Origin of the sequence: Pseudomonas sp. WC2401 (assembly GCF_041200115.1) — a bacterium.
Lineage (GTDB): Bacteria > Pseudomonadota > Gammaproteobacteria > Pseudomonadales > Pseudomonadaceae > Aquipseudomonas > Aquipseudomonas fragi.
Window position 1 is genome coordinate 2,372,265 of record NZ_CP165623.1, and the last position, 19,043, is coordinate 2,391,307.

The 19,043-nt window shown below is 59.1% G+C and carries 16 protein-coding genes; 12 read left to right on the forward strand and 4 right to left on the reverse strand.

Features of this window, described 5'->3' with window-relative positions:
- Positions 1–32 precede the first annotated feature (32 nt).
- The 7 genes from AB3G35_RS10810 (at position 33) to AB3G35_RS10840 (ending at position 7,786) form a co-directional block, all read left to right on the forward strand.
- Positions 33–548, forward strand: a complete 516-nt coding sequence (locus AB3G35_RS10810) for a DUF2059 domain-containing protein (RefSeq protein WP_016780231.1) — start codon at positions 33–35, stop codon at positions 546–548.
- Positions 549–559: 11 nt separating this feature from the next.
- On the forward strand, positions 560–856 hold the full coding sequence (locus AB3G35_RS10815; RefSeq protein ID WP_369782651.1) for a BolA family protein: 297 nt from the start codon (positions 560–562) through the stop codon (positions 854–856).
- A gap of 114 nt (positions 857–970) precedes the next feature.
- The gene (locus AB3G35_RS10820) at positions 971–1,909 is read left to right on the forward strand and encodes a rhodanese-related sulfurtransferase (RefSeq protein WP_016780233.1); all 939 of its coding nucleotides are present in this window, start codon (positions 971–973) and stop codon (positions 1,907–1,909) included.
- Position 1,910: 1 nt separating this feature from the next.
- Positions 1,911–2,546, forward strand: a complete 636-nt coding sequence (locus AB3G35_RS10825; protein ID WP_086796192.1) for a DsbA family protein — start codon at positions 1,911–1,913, stop codon at positions 2,544–2,546.
- Positions 2,547–2,574: 28 nt separating this feature from the next.
- The gene (locus AB3G35_RS10830) at positions 2,575–4,356 is read left to right on the forward strand and encodes an ABC transporter ATP-binding protein (protein WP_369782737.1); all 1,782 of its coding nucleotides are present in this window, start codon (positions 2,575–2,577) and stop codon (positions 4,354–4,356) included.
- 139 nt (positions 4,357–4,495) lie between these two features.
- Positions 4,496–6,955, forward strand: coding sequence for an EAL domain-containing protein (locus AB3G35_RS10835; RefSeq protein WP_086796194.1), 2,460 nt, complete (start codon positions 4,496–4,498; stop codon positions 6,953–6,955).
- A 45-nt stretch (positions 6,956–7,000) separates the two neighbouring features.
- The gene (locus tag AB3G35_RS10840; protein WP_029611331.1) at positions 7,001–7,786 is read left to right on the forward strand and encodes a TenA family transcriptional regulator; all 786 of its coding nucleotides are present in this window, start codon (positions 7,001–7,003) and stop codon (positions 7,784–7,786) included.
- Positions 7,787–7,859: 73 nt separating this feature from the next.
- Here AB3G35_RS10840 and AB3G35_RS10845 read toward each other — a convergent pair whose 3' ends face one another.
- From AB3G35_RS10845 to AB3G35_RS10860, 4 genes are all read right to left on the reverse strand, one after another.
- Positions 7,860–8,600 carry a YciK family oxidoreductase gene (locus AB3G35_RS10845; protein WP_095004135.1) on the reverse strand — a complete coding sequence of 247 codons (741 nt, stop codon included), beginning with the start codon at positions 8,598–8,600 and terminating at the stop codon, positions 7,860–7,862.
- A gap of 34 nt (positions 8,601–8,634) precedes the next feature.
- Entirely contained in the window at positions 8,635–9,306 is a 672-nt protein-coding gene (gene mupP / locus AB3G35_RS10850; protein ID WP_029611332.1) for an N-acetylmuramic acid 6-phosphate phosphatase MupP, read from the reverse strand.
- 3 nt (positions 9,307–9,309) lie between these two features.
- Complete coding sequence (ubiG, locus tag AB3G35_RS10855; protein WP_016780240.1) at positions 9,310–10,008, reverse strand: bifunctional 2-polyprenyl-6-hydroxyphenol methylase/3-demethylubiquinol 3-O-methyltransferase UbiG; 699 nt, start codon at positions 10,006–10,008, stop codon at positions 9,310–9,312.
- A gap of 63 nt (positions 10,009–10,071) precedes the next feature.
- Entirely contained in the window at positions 10,072–11,403 is a 1,332-nt protein-coding gene (locus tag AB3G35_RS10860; RefSeq protein ID WP_086796196.1) for a TRZ/ATZ family hydrolase, read from the reverse strand.
- Positions 11,404–11,510: 107 nt separating this feature from the next.
- On the opposite strand from AB3G35_RS10860, the gene mtnA reads away from it, so the two are divergent.
- The 5 genes from mtnA to hisC all read left to right on the forward strand — a co-directional run bounded on the left by mtnA (position 11,511) and on the right by hisC (position 19,041).
- Positions 11,511–12,587 (forward strand): S-methyl-5-thioribose-1-phosphate isomerase, encoded by a 1,077-nt coding sequence (gene mtnA / locus AB3G35_RS10865; protein WP_016780242.1) that lies wholly within the window; start codon positions 11,511–11,513, stop codon positions 12,585–12,587.
- A gap of 338 nt (positions 12,588–12,925) precedes the next feature.
- On the forward strand, positions 12,926–15,586 hold the full coding sequence (gene gyrA / locus AB3G35_RS10870) for a DNA gyrase subunit A (RefSeq protein WP_016780243.1): 2,661 nt from the start codon (positions 12,926–12,928) through the stop codon (positions 15,584–15,586).
- A 151-nt stretch (positions 15,587–15,737) separates the two neighbouring features.
- Positions 15,738–16,823 carry a 3-phosphoserine/phosphohydroxythreonine transaminase gene (serC, locus tag AB3G35_RS10875; protein WP_106116325.1) on the forward strand — a complete coding sequence of 362 codons (1,086 nt, stop codon included), beginning with the start codon at positions 15,738–15,740 and terminating at the stop codon, positions 16,821–16,823.
- Complete coding sequence (pheA, locus tag AB3G35_RS10880) at positions 16,823–17,917, forward strand: prephenate dehydratase (RefSeq protein ID WP_016780245.1); 1,095 nt, start codon at positions 16,823–16,825, stop codon at positions 17,915–17,917. The genes serC and pheA overlap by 1 nt, the downstream gene beginning before the upstream one ends.
- 11 nt (positions 17,918–17,928) lie before the next feature.
- A complete protein-coding gene (hisC, locus tag AB3G35_RS10885; RefSeq protein ID WP_369782653.1) occupies positions 17,929–19,041 on the forward strand; it encodes a histidinol-phosphate transaminase in 1,113 nt (370 codons plus the stop codon).
- The last annotated feature ends 2 nt before the right edge of the window (positions 19,042–19,043 follow it).

Sequence of the window (19,043 nt, forward strand, 5' to 3'; positions counted from 1 at the left end):
GTTGAACCTCGCTTGCTAGAAAAGGAAACTCGATGACCCGTCTTCGCGCCATCTGTACAGCGGTTGCTCTGGTTTGCGCCAGCGGCCAGGTTTTCGCCGATGCAGCCAGCCACGCTGCCAGTGCTGAAACGTTCCTGAAACTGGCACATGCCGATAAGCTGGGTACCCCGGTGTATATGCAAGTGCAGCAAATGTTCGCTCAGCGTTTTGAGCAAACCAAAGCACCAGCTGCCAAGAAAGCGCTGCTGGAAACCTACCAGGCCAAGGCCAACACCGCTCTGGACCAGGCTATCGGCTGGGACAAGCTCAAGCCGGACATGGTCAAGCTCTACACCACCAACTTCAGCGAATCCGAACTCAAGGACCTGGTAGCGTTCTACCAGTCGCCACTGGGCAAGAAAGTGCTGGAAAAAATGCCCCAGCTGACCCAGCAATCGGCGCAAATGACCCAGGCCAAGCTGGAAAGCGCAGTGCCGGTCGTCAACAAGCTGTTGGCTGACATGACTGCCGAGCTGGAGCCAAAAGCGGCCCCGGCCAAAAAGAAGTAAGCGGAGCCTGAATGAGCATGCAGCAGCGTATTGAAACGGCCCTGGGCGCATTGCAACCCGAGCACCTGAGTGTGCTGGATGAAAGCCACATGCACAGTCGCGGGTCGCAGACCCACTTCAAGGCAGTGGTGGTCAGCGAGCAGTTCGCCGGGCTCAACAGCGTCAAGCGCCATCAGAAGGTCTACGCCACCCTGGGTGACCTGATGGGCGAGTTCCATGCGCTGGCGTTGCATACCTATACGCCTGAGGAATGGGCGAAAATCGGCACGGCCCCGGCATCGCCGACCTGTGCTGGCGGTGGGCACTGAGTTAGCGCAGTCAGCTGGCTTTTTGTTAGAATCTGCAGCGCGCTGATCAGTCAGCGCGTTTTTTTTTGTGCCCGGTTCACCCTTTACGAGGGTAGCCACCTGGAGAGAAACACGATGACCGCACCAATTGTTGTTGCTGCACTGTACAAATTCGTCACCCTTGAAGATTACGTCGAGCTGCGCGAGCCGCTGCTCAAGGCCATGGTCGACAACGGTATCAAGGGCACCCTGCTGATTGCCGAAGAAGGCATCAATGGCACGGTTTCCGGTAGTCGCGAAGGTATTGACGGGCTGATGGCCTGGCTCAAGACCGATCCGCGCATGGTCGATATCGACCATAAAGAATCCTACTGCGATGACCAGCCGTTCTATCGGACCAAGGTCAAGCTCAAGAAAGAAATCGTGACCCTCGGCGTTGAAGGCGTAGACCCGAACAAGAAAGTCGGGACCTATGTCGACCCCGAGAACTGGAACGCGCTGATCAGCGATCCAGAGGTGTTGTTGATCGATACCCGCAACGATTACGAAGTGTCGATCGGTACCTTTGAAGGCGCCATTGACCCGAAAACCACCAGCTTTCGCGAATTTCCTGACTACATCAAAGCCAATTTCGACCCGGCCAAGCACAAGAAAGTCGCGATGTTCTGCACCGGCGGCATTCGTTGCGAGAAAGCGTCGAGCTATATGCTCAGCCAGGGTTTCGACGAGGTTTACCACCTTAAAGGCGGGATCCTGAAGTACCTCGAAGAGGTGCCACAGGAAGAGACAAAGTGGCAGGGCGACTGCTTTGTGTTCGATAACCGTGTCACCGTGCGCCATGACCTGACTGCTGGCGAGTACGACCAGTGCCATGCCTGCCGCACGCCAATCAGCATCGCTGACCGTGAGTCCGAGCATTATCAGCCCGGCATTAGCTGCCCGCATTGCTGGGACACGCTGAGCGAAAAAACCCGTCGCAGCGCCATCGACCGGCAAAAGCAGATCGATCTTGCCAAGGAGCGTAACCAGCCGCACCCGATTGGCCACAATTACCGTAAAGCTGCCGAGGCCTGATATGACAGCGCGCCTGCTCTATGTGATGGACCCTATGTGCTCCTGGTGCTGGGGCTTTTCGCCCATCGCCGAGGCGCTGGTTGAGCAGGCGCAGGCCGCAGGCGTTGAGCTGCACCTGGTGGTGGGCGGTTTGCGTACCGGCAGTGGTTCGGCGCTTGAGCCGGCGACGCGGCGCTATATTCTTGAGCACTGGCAGGCGGTCACCGAGGCCACCGGGCAACCCTTCACCTTCGAAGGGGCCTTGCCCGAAGGTTTTGTGTATGACACCGAGCCTGCCTGCCGGGCCGTTGTCGCCGCCCGTAGCCTTGCTCCGGATTGCGCCTGGAAACTGGTCAAGCTGATACAGCAGGCGTTTTATGTGCAAGGCCGCGATGTGACCCAAGCCAGTGTGCTGGTTGAGCTGGCCGAAACTGCTGGTGTGCCGCGTATCGAATTTGCTGCCGCTTTTGACTCGGCCGAGCAGCATGCGGCGACAGCGGCGGATATTACCTGGGTGCAGGATCTGGGCATTGCCGGCTTCCCGACCTTGCTCGCCGAGCGCAATGGCCAGCTGGCGCTGCTGACCAACGGCTATCAGCCCCTTGCACCCCTGTCTGACTTGCTCGCCCGCTGGCTTGAACGCGCTGCGCGTGTTTGATCCTTCGGCTGTGCCGCCTGTATCCCCGGTGCCCGATCGCCTGACCTGGGCTGAGATCCGTCGCCTGGCCCTGCGCCATAAAAAAGCCCTGTGGATCGCCAACGGCGTGGCCGTGCTGGCGACCCTGTGCAGCGTGCCCATCCCCTTGCTGCTGCCCTTGCTGGTGGATGAGGTGCTGCTGGGCAACGGTGATGCGGCGCTGAAAGTCATGAACCACTGGCTACCGACCGCCTGGCACAGTGCTGCTGGCTATATCGGCCTGATGCTGGTGGTGACCTTGTTGCTGCGCTGCGGCGCGTTGCTGTTCAACGTGCTGCAGGCGCGGTTGTTTTCGCGTCTGGCCAAGGACATCGTGTTTCGTATCCGCCTGCGCCTGATCGAACGCCTCAAGCGCATTTCACTGTCCGAGTACGAGAGCCTGGGGAGTGGCACGGTGACTACCCATCTGGTGACCGACCTCGATACGCTCGACAAGTTTGTTGGCGAAACCCTGAGCCGGTTCCTGGTGGCGATGCTGACGCTGGTGGGCACCTCGGCAATCTTGCTGTGGATGCACTGGCAACTGGCACTGTTGATTTTGCTGTTCAACCCGCTGGTGATCTACGCCACGGTGCAGTTGGGCAAGCGGGTCAAACACCTGAAAAAACTTGAAAATGACAGCACGGCGCGCTTTACCCAGACCCTGACCGAGACCCTGGACTCGATCCAGGAAGTGCGTGCCGGCAACCGCCAGGGCTTTTTCCTCGGGCGCCTGGGGTTGCGGGCGCGGGAAGTGCGGGACTTTGCCGTGGCGTCGCAGTGGAAGAGCGATGCTTCCAATCGTGCCAGCGGCTTGTTGTTCCAGTTCGGTATCGACATCTTTCGCGCTGCGGCGATGTTGACGGTGTTGTTTTCGGACCTTTCGATCGGGCAGATGCTCGCCGTGTTCAGTTACCTGTGGTTCATGATCGGCCCGGTCGAGCAATTGCTCAATTTGCAATATGCCTACTATGCCGCCGATGGTGCGGTTACCCGCATCAACCAACTGCTGGCACGCAGCGACGAGCCGCAATACCCCGGTGGTGCCAACCCGTTTACGGGGCGACAGACGGTCGGTATCGAAGTTCGCGACCTGAGCTTCAGCTATGGTGATGAAAAGGTGCTCGATCACCTCAACCTGACCATTGCTCCTGGCGAGAAGGTGGCCATAGTCGGCACCAGCGGCGGCGGCAAAAGCACCCTGGTGCAATTGCTGCTGGGCTTGTACACGCCGCAGTCGGGCAGCATCCATTTTGCCGGCGCGAGCCAGCCCGAGATCGGCCTGCAAACCATCCGCGAGCATGTGGCAGTGGTGTTGCAGCACCCGGCGCTGTTCAACGACACCGTGCGTGCCAATCTGACCATGGGCCGTGAGCGAACCGATGACGCGTGCTGGCAGGCCCTGCAAATCGCCCAGCTCGATGGCACCATCGCGGCGCTGCCCCAGGGCCTGGACAGCATCGTGGGGCGCTCGGGGGTGCGCTTGTCCGGTGGTCAGCGTCAGCGCCTGGCGATTGCGCGCATGGTCCTGGCCGAACCCAAGGTCGTGATCCTCGACGAGGCCACCAGTGCCCTGGATGCCGCCACCGAATACAACCTGCATCACGCTTTGGGTAAATTCTTGAGCGGGCGAACAACTTTAATCATTGCCCATCGCTTGTCTGCGGTAAAACAGGCAGACCGGGTGCTGGTGTTTGATGGTGGCCGTATTGCCGAAGACGGCGATCACCAGCAGTTGATTGCAGAGGGCGGGCTATACGCAAGGCTCTACGGGCACTTGCAACAAACCTGAGGTGGGGAGTTGTCTTTGCGGGCTTTTTGGAAATTTTGGGCAATACGCATTGCTCAAATCTTTGAAAATTGGCCTAGGCTGAGCTGTAGTGAGATTTTCTCTCTGGTTTTCATTTGACTCCATGAAGCAAAGGGAACTCATGAAATCTAAACGCCCCCTTGGTACACCACGCTTATTGGGCATTGTTTGGCCTTTTATTGCGGTCGTGCTGTTCCAGGCGTTATTGGGGTGTGTGAGTTTGTATATGCTTTCAGCCGTGCGCAGTTATGTGGGCGGCGAGAGTTTATGGTCCAAGGGTCAGAAGGACGCCATCTACTTTCTCTACCTGTATTCCGATACCCATGACCCGGTGTATTACGAAAAATATAAACAGGCCATCAGTGTCCCCCGGGGTGACCACAAGTTGCGCCTGGCGATGGATGAATCACCGCCCAATGAAGTTGCAGCCCGCGAAGGCATCCTGCAGGGCGGCAACAGTGCCGAGGATGCCTCAAGCATTATCTGGTTCTATCGCTACTTCCGTCATGTCAGTTATATGGAAACTGCCATTGAGAAGTGGGCAATAGGTGATGCCTACTTGGTCAAGCTCGACAATCTGGCCGAGGAGATGCATCGGGCCATTATTTCCGGAAAGGCCACAGCGACGGATTCCCAGCGCTGGGAAGACAAAATTTTCGCCATCAATGAGGGCATTGCACCTTCCGCCAAGGCCTTCAGCGATGCCCTGGGTGAAGGCTCGCGCTTTATCTGGCGGTTGCTGGTGGTCATCAACCTGGCCACGGCGCTGGCGCTGATCCTGCTGGTGCTCAAGCGTACGCATAAAGTGCTCAAGCAGAGTCGTGCCTTTGCCGAGGCGCTGCAACTGGAGAAGGAGCGGGCGCAAGTCACCCTGGCGTCGATTGGCGATGGCGTTATCACCACCGACGTCAAAGGCGCGATTGCCTACATGAACCCCGCGGCCGAGCAATTGACCCAGTGGAAGGCCGAGCAGGCGCAGGGCGTGACCCTGGCGGCGTTGTTCAAACTGCTCGACGACAATGATCAGGACGAAGGCCCCGGGCTGGTTGAGCGCATCCTCGACGGCCAGTTGAACAACAATCGCGAGCACTCCAGGCAGATCCAGCGCATGGATGGCAGTACGGTCGCGGTTACCCTGGTGGGCGCACCGATCCTTCACGCCGGGGAAGTGAGCGGCGCAGTACTGGTGCTGCATGACATGACCCAGGAGCGCCAGTACATCGCCAATCTGTCCTGGCAGGCGACCCATGATGCGCTGACCGGGCTGGCCAATCGTCGTGAGTTCGAATACCGCCTGGAACTGGTGCTCAAGAACCTGGGTCGCCAGCAGGGCCGGCATGCCCTGATGTTTCTTGATCTGGACCAGTTCAAGCTGGTCAATGACACCTGCGGACATGCGGCAGGTGATGAGCTGTTACGGCATATTTGCGTACTGCTGCGCACCGGCTTGCGTGAAGGCGATACCCTGGCCCGGCTGGGGGGCGATGAGTTCGGCATCCTGCTGGAAAACTGCCCGGTGGAGATGGCGGAAAAAATCGCCGGCGGCCTGCGCCAGGCGGTGCAAAGCCTGCATTTTGCCTGGAAGGGGCGCCCGTTCATGAGCACCATCAGCATTGGCCTGGTGCATATCCATCAAGCCCCGGTCACTCTTGAATCCCTGATGCGGGCGGCAGACATGGCCTGCTATATGGCCAAGGAAAAGGGCCGTAACCGGGTGCAGGTTTACCATGTGGATGACACCGAGCTGTCACTGCGCTTTGGTGAAATGGCTTGGGTGCAGCGCTTGCATGTCGCCCTGGAAGAAAACCGCTTCAGCTTGTATGCCCAGGAAATCACTCCCCTGGGGCCGGTGCAGGATGGGGGCGGGCATATCGAGATTCTGTTGCGCCTGCAGGATGAAAACGGCCGTATCGTGTTCCCTGACAGTTTTATTCCTGCGGCAGAACGCTATGGCCTGATGAGTTCGATAGACCGCTGGGTGGTGGAAAATGTATTCAAGATCATTGCTGAGTGTTCAGCCCAGGCGGGTGGGCGGCCAATGGCTATGTGTGCCATCAATCTGTCTGGTTCCACCATTGGCGATGATGACTTTCTGGCGTTTTTGCATGAACAATTTGACTGTTACGGTGTGTCGCCAAAACTGATTTGTTTTGAAATTACCGAAACCAGCGCCATTGCCAACCTGGGCAATGCCATCCGCTTTATCAATGAACTGAAAACCTTGGGTTGTCACTTTTCGCTGGATGATTTTTGCGCGGGGATGTCCTCATTTGCCTATTTGAAACATCTGCCCGTCGACTTTTTGAAGATCGACGGCAGTTTCGTCAAGGACATGCTGGACGACCCTATCAACCGGGCGATGGTTGAAGTGATTAATCATATTGGCCATGTCATGGGCAAACGCACCATTGCCGAATTTGTTGAAAGCACGCAAATTGAACAGGCCTTGATTGAAATTGGCGTTGATTATGCCCAGGGCTATATTGTGCAACGCCCACAGTTGTTCACCTTTGACAGTTTGCTGCAGCGCCCCCAGCGCGCCCGGGCGTTGACATTGAAGTCCCCGGGCACATTGCGTTGATCTGTTCTACATTTCTAAAGTCTATTATCAAAAAGGATTTGGATTGTGAGTGAAGTCTTCGACCGAACAGGGCCTCTTATGGAGGAAACCAGTTACCCCCAGTGGGCCCAGCAGTTGATTCGGGACTGTAGCGAAAGCAAGCGGCGTGCAGTCAAGCACGAGATCTACAAGCGCATGCGTGACAACACCTTGAGTCCCCGGGCCATGCGCATGTTTCTTGTGGGCGGCTGGCCGGTGGTCGAGCAGTTTTCGCTGTATATGGGACATAACCTGGGCAAGACCCGCTACGGCCGTCACCCGGGCGAAGACATGGCCCGCCGCTGGTTGATTCGTAACATCCGGGTCGAGCTCAACCATGCCGATTACTGGGTCAACTGGGCGCGGGCGCACGGGGTGAGCCTTGAAGACCTCAATGCCCAGGACCTGCCTGCCGAGTTTCAGGCGCTGAATGACTGGTGCTGGCACAGTTGCTCCAAGGATTCGCTGGCCGTGGCAATGGCGGCCACCAACTACGCCATCGAGGGCGCCGTGGGTGAGTGGGCGGCGATTGTCTGCTCAACCGATATCTATGAGGAATCGTTTGCGGTTGATGAGCGCAAGCGTGCGATGAAATGGTTGAAGATGCATGCCCAGTATGATGACGAGCATCCCTGGGAGGCGCTGGAGATTGTATGCACCCTGGTCGGCATGAACCCCAGCCAGGCGCAGATCACTGAGCTGCGCAAGGCCATCTGCAAGAGCTATGACTATATGTACCTGTTTCTGCAGAGTTGCCTGTTGTTCGACAAGGCCGCCGTGGTGCGTGAGCATCGGGAGCTGGTTGAGAGCTGAACAGCGTTTTGAGGGCATAAAAAAACCGCGGACGGCCTCACTGGCAGCCTGCGGTTTTTTGTTTGCGGCCCTGTTACTGCGCGTTGAACGCCTGGCCGTTGATGCCGGTGCTGTCCGGGCCCATCAAGTACAGATAGACCGGCATGATCTCGTGTGGCTGTGGGTTGTTCTCGGGGTTTTCGCCCGGATACGCCAAGGCGCGCATGCTGGTGCGGGTAGCGCCGGGGTTGAGGCTGTTGGCGCGCACCGGGGCCACGCCTTCGACCTCGTCGGCCAGGGTTTGCATCAAGCCTTCGGTGGCGAACTTGGAGACCCCATAGGCACCCCAGTAGGCCCGGCCTTTGCGCCCGACACTGCTGGACGTGAAGATCACCGAGGCGTCCTGCGACAGCTTGAGCAGCGGCAGCAGGGTGCTGGTGAGCATGAACGTGGCGTTGACGTTGATGTGCATTACGCGCATGAAGTTCTCGCCCGACAGCTGTTCCAGCGGCGTGCGCGGGCCAATGATCGAGGCATTGTGCAGCAGCCCGTCCAGATGGCCGAATTCGGTCTCGATCATCGCGGCCAGCTCGTCGTACTGATGGGGCTGGGCGGTTTCGAGGTTGAACGGAATGACCACAGGCTGCGGGTGGCCCGCGGCCTCGATATCGTCGTAGACCTGGCTCAGGTTGGCTTCGGTCTTGCCCAGCAGCAGCACGGTTGCACCGTGTGCGGCGTAGGTTTTGGCGGCTGCGGCGCCGATGCCGCGACCGGCACCGGTGACCAGGATGACCCGGCCCTCAAGCAGGTTGGGGCGGGCGGAATAATCAAACATAAAAACCTCTACAAAATCGGTGATCGTGCGCGACTCAGCAACTGCACATCGCGTTATCCAGCACCTTGCGCAATTCGCCCGGGTGGTCGACTACTACGTCGGCCCCCCAATGATCAGGGTTGTCGTCAGGGTGGATATAGCCAAAGCGCACGGCGGCGGTTTTGGTCCCGGCATCGCGCCCGGATTCGATATCGCGCAGGTCGTCGCCCACAAACAGCACGCTGGCCGGGTCCAGGTCGAGCATTTTGCAGGCCAGGATCAGCGGCTCAGGGTCCGGTTTGCTGTTTTTGACGTGGTCGGGGCAGATCAGCAGCGCCGAACGCTCGGCCAGGCCCAGGCGCTCCATGATCGGCTGGGCAAAACGCACCGGCTTGTTGGTGACCACGCCCCATACCAGATGCGCTTTCTCGATATCGGCCAGCAGCTCTTCCATGCCGTCAAACAACTTGGTGTGTACCGCGCAATCACGCTGATAGCGTTCCAGAAACTCCTGGCGCAGTTCTTCGAAGCCAGGTGCCTCTGGGTCCATGCTGAAGGTCGCGGCGACCATTGCGCGTGCACCGCCGGAAATTTCGTCGCGGATCAGTTTATCGGCGACAGGTGGCAGGCCACGATCGGCGCGCATGGCCTGGCAGATGGCGATAAAGTCCGGCGCGGTGTCGAGCAGGGTGCCGTCCATGTCAAAAAGAACTGCTCTTAAACGCATGTATTACTCCTCGCGAAGGGTCTGGATCATGTAATTGACGTCAACATCGGCAGCCAGCTTGTAGTGCTTGGTCAGCGGGTTGTAGGTCAGGCCGATGATGTCCTTGACGCTCAGGCCGGCCTGGCGGCTCCAGGCACCCAGTTCGGAAGGGCGGATGAACTTCTTGAAGTCGTGGGTCCCGCGTGGGATCAGCTTCATGATGTATTCCGCGCCGATGATCGCGAACAGGTAGGACTTGGGGTTGCGGTTGATGGTCGAGAAGAACACCTGGCCACCTGGCTTGACCATCTTGTAGCAGGCGCGAATCACCGACGACGGGTCAGGCACGTGCTCGAGCATTTCCAGGCAGGTGACCACATCGAACTGACCGGGCATTTCTTCTGCCAGTTCTTCGGCGGTGATCTGGCGGTATTCAACACTGACGCCAGACTCAAGCTGGTGCAGTTGCGCCACGGCCAGCGGGGCTTCGCCCATGTCGATGCCCATGACGGTTGCACCGCGCTGAGCCATCGACTCGCTGAGAATGCCGCCGCCACACCCTACATCGAGCACTTTTTTGCCGGCCAGTTGTACGCGCTCGTCAATCCAGTTGACGCGCAGCGGGTTGATGTCGTGCAGCGGCTTGAACTCGCTTTCACGGTCCCACCAGCGATGGGCTAGCGCTTCGAATTTGGCGATCTCGGCGTGGTCAACGTTGCTCATGGGTAAGTCCTCTAAAGCTGAATAATCTGGTAAAGCTTCGGGCGCAGGCCCGAAGGTACTGAATCAATGAGTATGGCTGCTTATGCGTTCGCCCCAGGCCCTGGCTGTGGCGCACAGTTGCTGCTCGTCCAGGCGGGTCAGGCGGCGATCATCAAGCAGTTGCTTGCCGCCCACCCACAGGTGTTTCACGCAATCGCGGCCTGTGGCGTAGATCAGTTGTGAAACCGGATCGTAGACCGGTTGCTGGGCCAAGCCGCTGAGGTCAAAGGCTACCAGGTCGGCGGCCTTGCCGATTTCGATCGAGCCGGTGTCGCTTTCAATGCCCAGGGCGCGCGCGCCATTGAGGGTGGCCATGCGCAGTGCGCGGTGGGCATCCAGCGCGGTGGCCGAGCCTGCAACGGCCTTGGCCAGCAAGGCGGCGGTACGGGTTTCGCCAAGCAGGTCGAGGTCATTGTTGCTGGCGGCGCCGTCGGTGCCCACCGCCACATTGACCCCGGCCTGCCACAGGCGCTCCACCGGGCAGAAGCCGCTGGCCAGTTTAAGGTTGGATTCGGGGCAATGAATCACGCTGGAGTTGCTTTCTACCAGCATTGCCAGGTCGTCATCGCTGATCTGGGTCATATGCACGGCCTGAAAGCGCGGGCCGAGCAAGCCCAGGCGGGCGAGGCGGGCCACAGGGCGTTCGGCGTTCTGCTCGACAGCCTGGTGGACCTCGAAAGCGGTTTCATGAACGTGCATGTGAATCGCGGCGTCCAGTTCGTCGGCAATGACCCGGATTTTTTCCAGGTTTTCGTCGCCTACGGTGTAGGGCGCATGGGGGCCGAAAGCAATTTTGATCCGCGGGTGAAACTTGAGGTCGGCGAACATTTCGACGGCCTGACGCAAGGATTCGTCCGCGTTGCTGGCGCCGGGAATCGGAAAATCGAGAATCGGAATGGCGATCTGGGCGCGAATGCCGCTGTTGTGTACGCACTCACTGGCGACTTTCGGGTAGAAATACATGTCGCTGAAGCAGGTGATGCCGCCCTTGATTTGCTCGGCGATCGCCAGGTTGGTGCCGTCGCGCACGAAGTCTTCATCAACCCACTTGGCCTCGGCCGGCCAGATATGCTGCTCCAGCCAGGTCATCAGTGGCAGGTCGTCGGCCATGCCGCGAAACAGGGTCATGGCGGCGTGGCCGTGGGCATTGATCAGCCCGGGGCTGAGCAGCATGTCGGGCAGTTCGCGGGTTTGCGTGGCAACCAGCTTGAGCGCTTGAGCCCGCGGGCCGATAAACACAATGCGCCCGTCGCGGATGCCAACGCCGTGATCCTTGAGTACGACACCGGCCGGCTCGACAGGCACCAGCCAGGTGGGTAGCAGCAGTAAGTCCAGGGTCGTGGTCGGGGTCGGCATCGAAAACTGATTCCAGTGCGTTATAAAAGGAGGCGAAGTATACCCGAGCGTCTTGAGGGTGGGCTCGCTATAATCGGCCGCTTTGTTACCGGGTAATGGGGGAAGGCATGCGCGATCGACTGTTGGCTGCGGAAAAGGTTAAGGCCATCGATTGGCGGGACGACGCCCTGTATCTGCTGGATCAACGCATTTTGCCCTTTGAAGAGAACTGGCTGGCGTACACCGGGGTAGACGGTGTTGCGCAGGCCATTCGCGACATGGTCGTGCGTGGCGCGCCTGCGATTGGTATCGCGGCGGCCTACGGTGTGGTGCTGGCGGCGCGTGCACGCAAGGCGGCGGGCGGTGACTGGCTGGCTGCGCTGGAAGAGGATTTTACCCTGCTGGCGGACTCGCGCCCCACGGCGGTCAATCTGTTCTGGGCGTTGAACCGCATGCGAGACCGGCTGGCCCGTTCCCGGACCCGCGCCGATGTGCTGCAGGTGCTTGAGGCCGAAGCGGTGGCCATCCATGAAAGTGATCGTGAAGCCAATTTGACCATGGCCCAGCTGGGCGTTGATGTGATTCGCCGTCACCAGGGTAATGCCCAGGCCGTGCTGACCCACTGCAACACCGGTGCGCTGGCGACAGGCGGGTTTGGCACGGCGCTGGGGGTGATTCGTGCGGCCTGGCTTGAAGGCATGATCGAGCAGGTCTATGCCGACGAAACCCGGCCCTGGCTGCAGGGTTCGCGCCTGACCGCGTGGGAACTGGCCAACGAGGGCATCCCGGTGGTGCTCAATGTTGATTCGGCAGCGGCGCACATCATGAAAACCAAGGGCGTGACCTGGGTGATCGTCGGGGCTGACCGCATCACTGCCAATGGCGATGTGGCGAACAAGATCGGTACCTACCAGCTGGCGGTCAACGCCATGCATCACGGTGTGCGCTTTATGGTGGTGGCTCCGAGCTCGACTATCGACATGGAGCTGGCCACGGGCGATGACATCCCGATTGAAGAACGTGACGGCCGTGAGCTGCTGGAAGTGGGTGGCAAGCGCGTGGGTGCTGATGTGCAGGCGTTCAACCCGGTGTTTGACGTGACCCCGGCCGACCTGATTGACGTTATTGTTACCGAGAAGGGTGTGATCGAACGTCCCGACGCGGCCAAAATGGCGCAATTGATGTGTCGCAAGCGGTTGCACTGAAACAGCTGCTACGCAAGGTGTTGCTCTCGTAGCGCCCCGCAGGATTGGTTGCCGAGCCTTCAAATTGCCTTCAGAGTCCCTCTGAGCCCCTTCACGCCGACAAGCGTCGCAATTACTACGCTCCATGCGCATCTGAGGGATAGGTGCGTGGCGGCGATTGTGATAACATTCGGCGGTTTCCAGGGTGGCCCGCAAGGGTTGCCCTTACTGCGCAAATCCGTGACATAACTTGTTGATTTGTCGTAAGTCGTTGCGTGGCACGTGGCCAGCGGCGGCGAGCTTCGTTCGTCCCGAATGGATGTGGCGAAGTTTCACCCGAAAAAGGAATCAGGCTTCTCATGGGCGAACTGGCCAAAGAAATCCTCCCGGTCAATATCGAAGACGAGCTGAAACAGTCCTACCTCGACTACGCAATGAGCGTAATTGTCGGGCGGGCACTGCCTGATGCGCGCGATGGCTTGAAGCCCGTGCACAGGCGTGTGCTGTTTGCGATGAGCGAACTGAACAACGACTGGAACAAGCCGTACAAGAAATCTGCCCGTGTGGTCGGTGACGTTATCGGTAAGTATCACCCGCACGGTGACACTGCTGTTTACGACACCATCGTTCGAATGGCTCAGCCATTCTCCCTGCGCTACCTGCTGGTAGACGGTCAGGGCAACTTCGGTTCGGTCGACGGCGACAACGCTGCGGCCATGCGATACACCGAAGTGCGCATGACCAAGTTGGCCCACGAGCTGCTGGCCGACTTGCACAAAGAGACCGTGGACTGGGTGCCGAACTACGACGGCACGGAAATGATCCCGGCCGTCATGCCGACACGCATTCCCAACTTGCTGGTCAACGGTTCCAGCGGCATCGCCGTGGGCATGGCCACCAATATTCCGCCGCACAACCTGGGCGAAGTCATCGACGGCTGCCTGGCGCTGATCGACAACCCGGAACTGAGCATCGATGAGCTGATGCAGTTCATCCCGGGCCCGGACTTCCCGACCGCAGCCATCATCAACGGTCGTGCCGGCATTATCGAAGCCTATCGCACCGGTCGTGGCCGCATTTACATGCGTGCCCGCTCGATGATCGAAGACATCGACAAGGTTGGTGGCCGTCAGCAAATCGTTATCACCGAGCTGCCGTACCAGCTGAACAAGGCGCGTTTGATCGAAAAGATCGCCGAGCTGGTTAAAGAGAAGAAGCTCGAAGGCATCACCGAGCTGCGCGACGAGTCCGACAAGGACGGCATGCGCGTAGTGATCGAGCTGCGCCGCGGTGAAGTGCCGGAGGTTATTCTCAATAACCTTTACGCCCAGACCCAGCTGCAAAGTGTTTTCGGTATCAACATCGTTGCGTTGATCGATGGTCGCCCACGCATCCTGAACCTCAAGGATCTGCTGGAAGCCTTCGTGCGTCACCGTCGCGAAGTGGTTACCCGTCGTACCGTTTTTGAACTGCGCAAAGCCCGTGAGCGTGGCCACATCCTTGAAGGCCAGGCCGTTGCCCTGTCCAACATCGATCCGGTGATCGCGTTGATCAAGGCCTCGCCAACCCCGTCCGAAGCCAAGGAAGCGCTGATCAGCACCCCTTGGGAGTCGACTGCGGTAGTGGCAATGGTTGAGCGCGCCGGTGCCGATTCGTGCCGCCCGGAAAACCTCGATCCGCAATACGGTCTGCGTGACGGCAAGTACTTCCTGTCGCCAGAACAGGCCCAGGCCATCCTTGAGTTGCGTCTGCACCGTTTGACCGGTCTTGAGCATGAGAAGCTGCTGGCCGAGTACCAGGAAATCCTCAACCAGATCGGTGAGCTGATCCGCATCCTCAACAGCGCTGTGCGCCTGATGGAAGTGATCCGTGAGGAGCTGGAAGTCATTCGTGCCGAATACGGCGATGTGCGCCGCACCGAAATCCTTGATCACCGTCTTGACCTGACTCTGGGCGACATGATCCCGGAAGAAGAGCGCGTCGTGACCATTTCCCACGGTGGCTATGCCAAGACCCAGCCATTGGCTGCGTACCAGGCTCAGCGTCGTGGCGGTAAAGGTAAATCGGCTACTGGCGTCAAGGATGAGGACTACATCGCTCACCTGCTGGTTGCCAACAGCCACACCACGCTGCTGCTGTTCTCCAGCAAGGGCAAGGTGTACTGGCTCAAGACCTATGAAATCCCTGAAGCGTCGCGTGCGGCCCGTGGTCGTCCGCTGGTGAACCTGCTGCCGCTGGATGAGGGTGAATACATCACCACCATGCTGCCGGTCGAGGAATACACCGAAGGTCACTTCATCTTTATGGCGACCGCCAACGGCACCGTGAAGAAGACCCCGCTGGAAGCCTTCAGCCGTCAGCGCAGCGTAGGCTTGATCGCGCTGGAGCTGGACGAAGGCGATGTGCTGATCAGCGCCGCGATCACCGATGGCGAGCGTGAAGTCATGCTGTTCTCCGATGGTGGCAAGGTGACTCGCTTCAAGGAGTCCGATGTCCGTGCCATGGGTCGTACTGCCCGCGGTGTGCGCGGCATGCGTCTGCCTGAAGGACAGAAGCTGATTTCGATGTTGATCCCTGAAGAAGGCAGCCAGATCCTCACCGCTTCGGCGCGTGGTTATGGCAAGCGTACGGCGATCAGCGAGTTCCCTGAGTACAAGCGTGGCGGTCAGGGCGTTATAGCCATGGTCAGCAACGAGCGTAACGGTCGTCTGGTCGGTGCGGTTCAGGTGCAGGACGGTGAAGAAATCATGTTGATTTCGGATCAGGGCACCCTGGTGCGTACGCGGGTCGACGAAGTGTCGAGCCTGGGTCGAAACACCCAGGGCGTCACCTTGATCAAGCTGGCCAGCGATGAAACGCTGGTAGGGCTTGAGCGGGTTCAGGAGCCTTCGGAAGTGGAAGGCGATGAGCTCGAAGGTGAGGGCGAAGGCGGTGCAGAGTTCGACGGTGAGGCCATCCACGATGGCGCCGACGACGAGCAGCCGCTAGAGGCTGGCGCTGACGAAGAACCGCAGGAATAAGCGGACACACAGGGGGCGGATGAGAATTCGCCCCCTTGTTGTATGTCCGGTATGAAAGTTTGCGACACTGAGGGGCATGTCTGCTCCTGTAAAGAACACAGTGTCGAGAGTTGATTTATTGCGTGATCACCAAATCAGAGTGAGAGTGGAAGTGAGCAAACGAGCCTATAACTTCTGCGCAGGTCCTGCTGCGCTACCTGAAGCTGTCCTGTTGCGTGCCCAGTCCGAGTTGCTCGACTGGCATGGCAAGGGCCTCTCGGTCATGGAAATGAGCCATCGCAGCGATGAGTTCGTGTCCATTGCGACCAAGGCTGAGCAGGATCTGCGCGACCTGCTGTCTATTCCCTCGAACTACAAAGTCCTGTTTCTGCAAGGCGGTGCCAGCCAGCAATTTGCCCAGATTCCACTGAATCTGCTGCCTGAAAATGGCTCGGCGGATTACATCGATACCGGTATCTGGTCGCAGAAGGCTATTGAAGAGGCTTCGCGCTTCGGTCACGTCAATGTGGCAGCCACGGCCAAGCCTTACGATTACTTCGCGATTCCTGGTCAGAATGAGTGGAACCTGTCCAAGGACGCGGCCTACGTTCATTACGCGCCAAACGAAACCATCGGTGGTCTGGAGTTCAACTGGATCCCGGAAACCGGCGATGTGCCGTTGGTTGCTGACATGTCTTCGGACATCCTGTCGCGTCCGGTCGATGTATCCCGCTTCGGCATGATTTACGCCGGCGCCCAGAAAAACATCGGGCCAAGCGGCATCGTGGTCAACATCATTCGTGAAGACCTGCTGGGCCGTGCGCGTTCGATCTGCCCGACCATGCTCGACTACAAGGTCGCGGCCGACAACGGCTCGATGTACAACACGCCGCCAACCCTGGCCTGGTACCTGTCCGGCCTGGTGTTCGAATGGCTGAAAGAGCAGGGCGGTGTCGAGGCGATCGGCAAGCTCAATGAAGTGAAAAAACGTACCTTGTACGACTTCATCGATGCCAGCGGGCTGTACAGCAACCCGATCAACCTCTCTGATCGCTCGTGGATGAACGTACCGTTCCGTCTGGCGGACGATCGTCTCGATAAGCCATTCCTGGCAGGCGCTGAAGCACGCGGGCTGCTCAACCTCAAGGGGCATCGCTCCGTGGGTGGCATGCGCGCTTCGATCTATAACGCCGTGGACATCAATGCAGTCAATGCGCTGGTGGCTTACATGGCAGAGTTCGAAAAGGAACACGGCTAATGTCCGAGCAAGAACTCAAGGCCCTGCGCCTGCGTATCGACAGCCTGGACGAGAAAGTCCTGGAGCTGATCAGCGAGCGGGCACGTTGTGCCCAGGAAGTGGCGCGGGTCAAGATGGCCTCGCTGGCTGAGGGCGAAGTGCCGGTCTTTTACCGGCCTGAGCGTGAGGCTCAGGTGCTCAAGCGCGTCATGGAGCGCAACAAGGGCCCGTTGGGTAATGAAGAAATGGCGCGGTTGTTCCGCGAAATCATGTCTTCTTGCCTGGCGCTGGAGCAGCCGCTGAAAGTGGCTTATCTGGGCCCGGAAGGCACCTTTACCCAGGCGGCGGCCATGAAGCACTTTGGCCATGCGGTCATCAGCAAGCCTATGGCTGCGATTGACGAAGTGTTCCGTGAAGTGGCTGCCGGTGCGGTGAATTTTGGCGTGGTGCCGGTGGAAAACTCCACCGAAGGCGCAGTCAACCACACCCTCGACAGCTTCCTTGAGCATGACATGGTGATTTGCGGCGAAGTTGAGCTGCGCATCCACCATCACCTGCTGGTCGGCGAAAACACCAAGACAGACAGCATCAGCCGCATCTACTCCCACGCCCAGTCGCTGGCCCAGTGCCGCAAATGGCTGGATGCGCATTACCCGAATGTCGAGCGCATTGCGGTGTCGAGTAATGCCGAAGCGGCCAAGCGGGTCAAGGGTGAGTGGAACTCTGCCGCCATTGCCGGTGATATGGCTGCGGGCCTGTATGGTCTGACGCGCCTGGCCGAAAAAATTGAAGACCGCCCGGACAACTCCACGCGGTTCTTGATGATTGGCAGTCAGGAAGTGCCGCCAACTGGCGATGACAAGACTTCGATCATTGTATCGATGAGCAACCGTCCGGGCGCTCTGCATGAGCTGCTGGTGCCGTTCCATGAAAACGGGATCGATCTGACGCGCATTGAGACGCGTCCTTCGCGTAGCGGTAAATGGACCTATGTGTTTTTCATCGACTTTGCTGGCCATCACCGCGACCCGTTGGTCAAAAGTGTCCTTGAACAGATCAGTCAAGAAGCCGTAGCGCTTAAAGTATTGGGTTCCTACCCGAAAGCGGTTCTCTGAGGCGATAAAACATGAGCGGTGATTTCCTCGCCCTGGCGCAGCCGGGCGTGCAACAACTTTCGCCTTATGTCCCGGGCAAGCCTGTGGACGAACTGGCGCGTGAGCTGGATCTGGATCCGGCGACCATCGTCAAGCTGGCCAGCAATGAAAACCCTTTGGGTGCCAGCCCCAAGGCGCTGGAAGCCATTCGTGCCGAGCTGGCCGAATTGACGCGTTACCCGGATGGCAATGGTTTTGCCTTGAAAAGCCTGTTGGCCGGGCAGTGCGGTGTTGAGCTAGACCAGGTCACCCTGGGTAATGGCTCCAACGACATCCTGGAGCTGGTGGCGCGTGCCTACCTGGCGCCTGGCCTGAATGCAGTGTTCAGTGAGCATGCATTTGCCGTGTATCCGATCGTGACCCAGGCGGCAGGTGCCCAGGCCCGCGTCGTGCCGGCCAGGGATTGGGGGCATGACCTGCCTGCCATGCTGGCAGCCATCGATGCTGATACCCGGGTGGTCTTTATTGCCAACCCGAACAACCCGACCGGCACCTGGTTTGGCGTCGATGCGCTGAACGAATTTTTGCAGGACGTGCCCGAGCATGTGCTTGTGGTGCTGGACGAAGCCTATATCGAGTACGCAGAGGGCGGTGATCTGCCTGATGGCCTGGAGTTCCTGTCGGCTTATCCAAACCTGCTGGTTTCCCGTACCTTCTCCAAGGCCTATGGCCTGGCTGCGTTGCGCGTGGGTTATGGGCTGTCGACGGCGGTGGTGGCCGATGTGCTCAACCGGGTCCGCCAGCCATTCAACGTCAACAGCCTGGCGCTGGCGGCGGCTTGTGCGGCCCTGCAGGATATCGATTACCTGGCGCAAAGCCGTCGCCTGAACGAAGCCGGCATGCAGCAGCTGCAGGATGGTTTTCGTCAGTTGGGCCTGGGCTGGATTCCGTCCCGGGGCAACTTTATCGCGGTGGATCTTGGTCAGGTGGCGGGTCCCGTCTATCAGGGGCTGCTGCGCGAAGGTGTGATCGTGCGCCCGGTGGCCAACTACGGCATGCCCAACCATTTACGTATCACAATTGGTTTGCCGGCGGAAAACATCCGTCTGCTTGAGGCGCTGTCCAAGGTTCTTGCCCGTGGTTGATG

Excerpts from the sequence above, each read along its gene's own strand:
- AB3G35_RS10810 (WP_016780231.1), top strand. The coding sequence starts at position 33 with ATGACCCGTCTTCGCGCCATCTGTACAGCGGTTGCTCTGGTTTGCGCC.
- AB3G35_RS10815 (WP_369782651.1), top strand. The coding sequence starts at position 560 with ATGAGCATGCAGCAGCGTATTGAAACGGCCCTGGGCGCATTGCAACCC.
- AB3G35_RS10820 (WP_016780233.1), top strand. The coding sequence starts at position 971 with ATGACCGCACCAATTGTTGTTGCTGCACTGTACAAATTCGTCACCCTT.
- AB3G35_RS10825 (WP_086796192.1), top strand. The coding sequence starts at position 1,911 with ATGACAGCGCGCCTGCTCTATGTGATGGACCCTATGTGCTCCTGGTGC.
- AB3G35_RS10835 (WP_086796194.1), top strand. The coding sequence starts at position 4,496 with ATGAAATCTAAACGCCCCCTTGGTACACCACGCTTATTGGGCATTGTT.
- AB3G35_RS10845 (WP_095004135.1), bottom strand. The coding sequence starts at position 8,600 with ATGTTTGATTATTCCGCCCGCCCCAACCTGCTTGAGGGCCGGGTCATC.
- mupP (WP_029611332.1), bottom strand. The coding sequence starts at position 9,306 with ATGCGTTTAAGAGCAGTTCTTTTTGACATGGACGGCACCCTGCTCGAC.
- ubiG (WP_016780240.1), bottom strand. The coding sequence starts at position 10,008 with ATGAGCAACGTTGACCACGCCGAGATCGCCAAATTCGAAGCGCTAGCC.
- AB3G35_RS10860 (WP_086796196.1), bottom strand. The coding sequence starts at position 11,403 with ATGCCGACCCCGACCACGACCCTGGACTTACTGCTGCTACCCACCTGG.
- mtnA (WP_016780242.1), top strand. The coding sequence starts at position 11,511 with ATGCGCGATCGACTGTTGGCTGCGGAAAAGGTTAAGGCCATCGATTGG.
- gyrA (WP_016780243.1), top strand. The coding sequence starts at position 12,926 with ATGGGCGAACTGGCCAAAGAAATCCTCCCGGTCAATATCGAAGACGAG.
- pheA (WP_016780245.1), top strand. The coding sequence starts at position 16,823 with ATGTCCGAGCAAGAACTCAAGGCCCTGCGCCTGCGTATCGACAGCCTG.
- hisC (WP_369782653.1), top strand. The coding sequence starts at position 17,929 with ATGAGCGGTGATTTCCTCGCCCTGGCGCAGCCGGGCGTGCAACAACTT.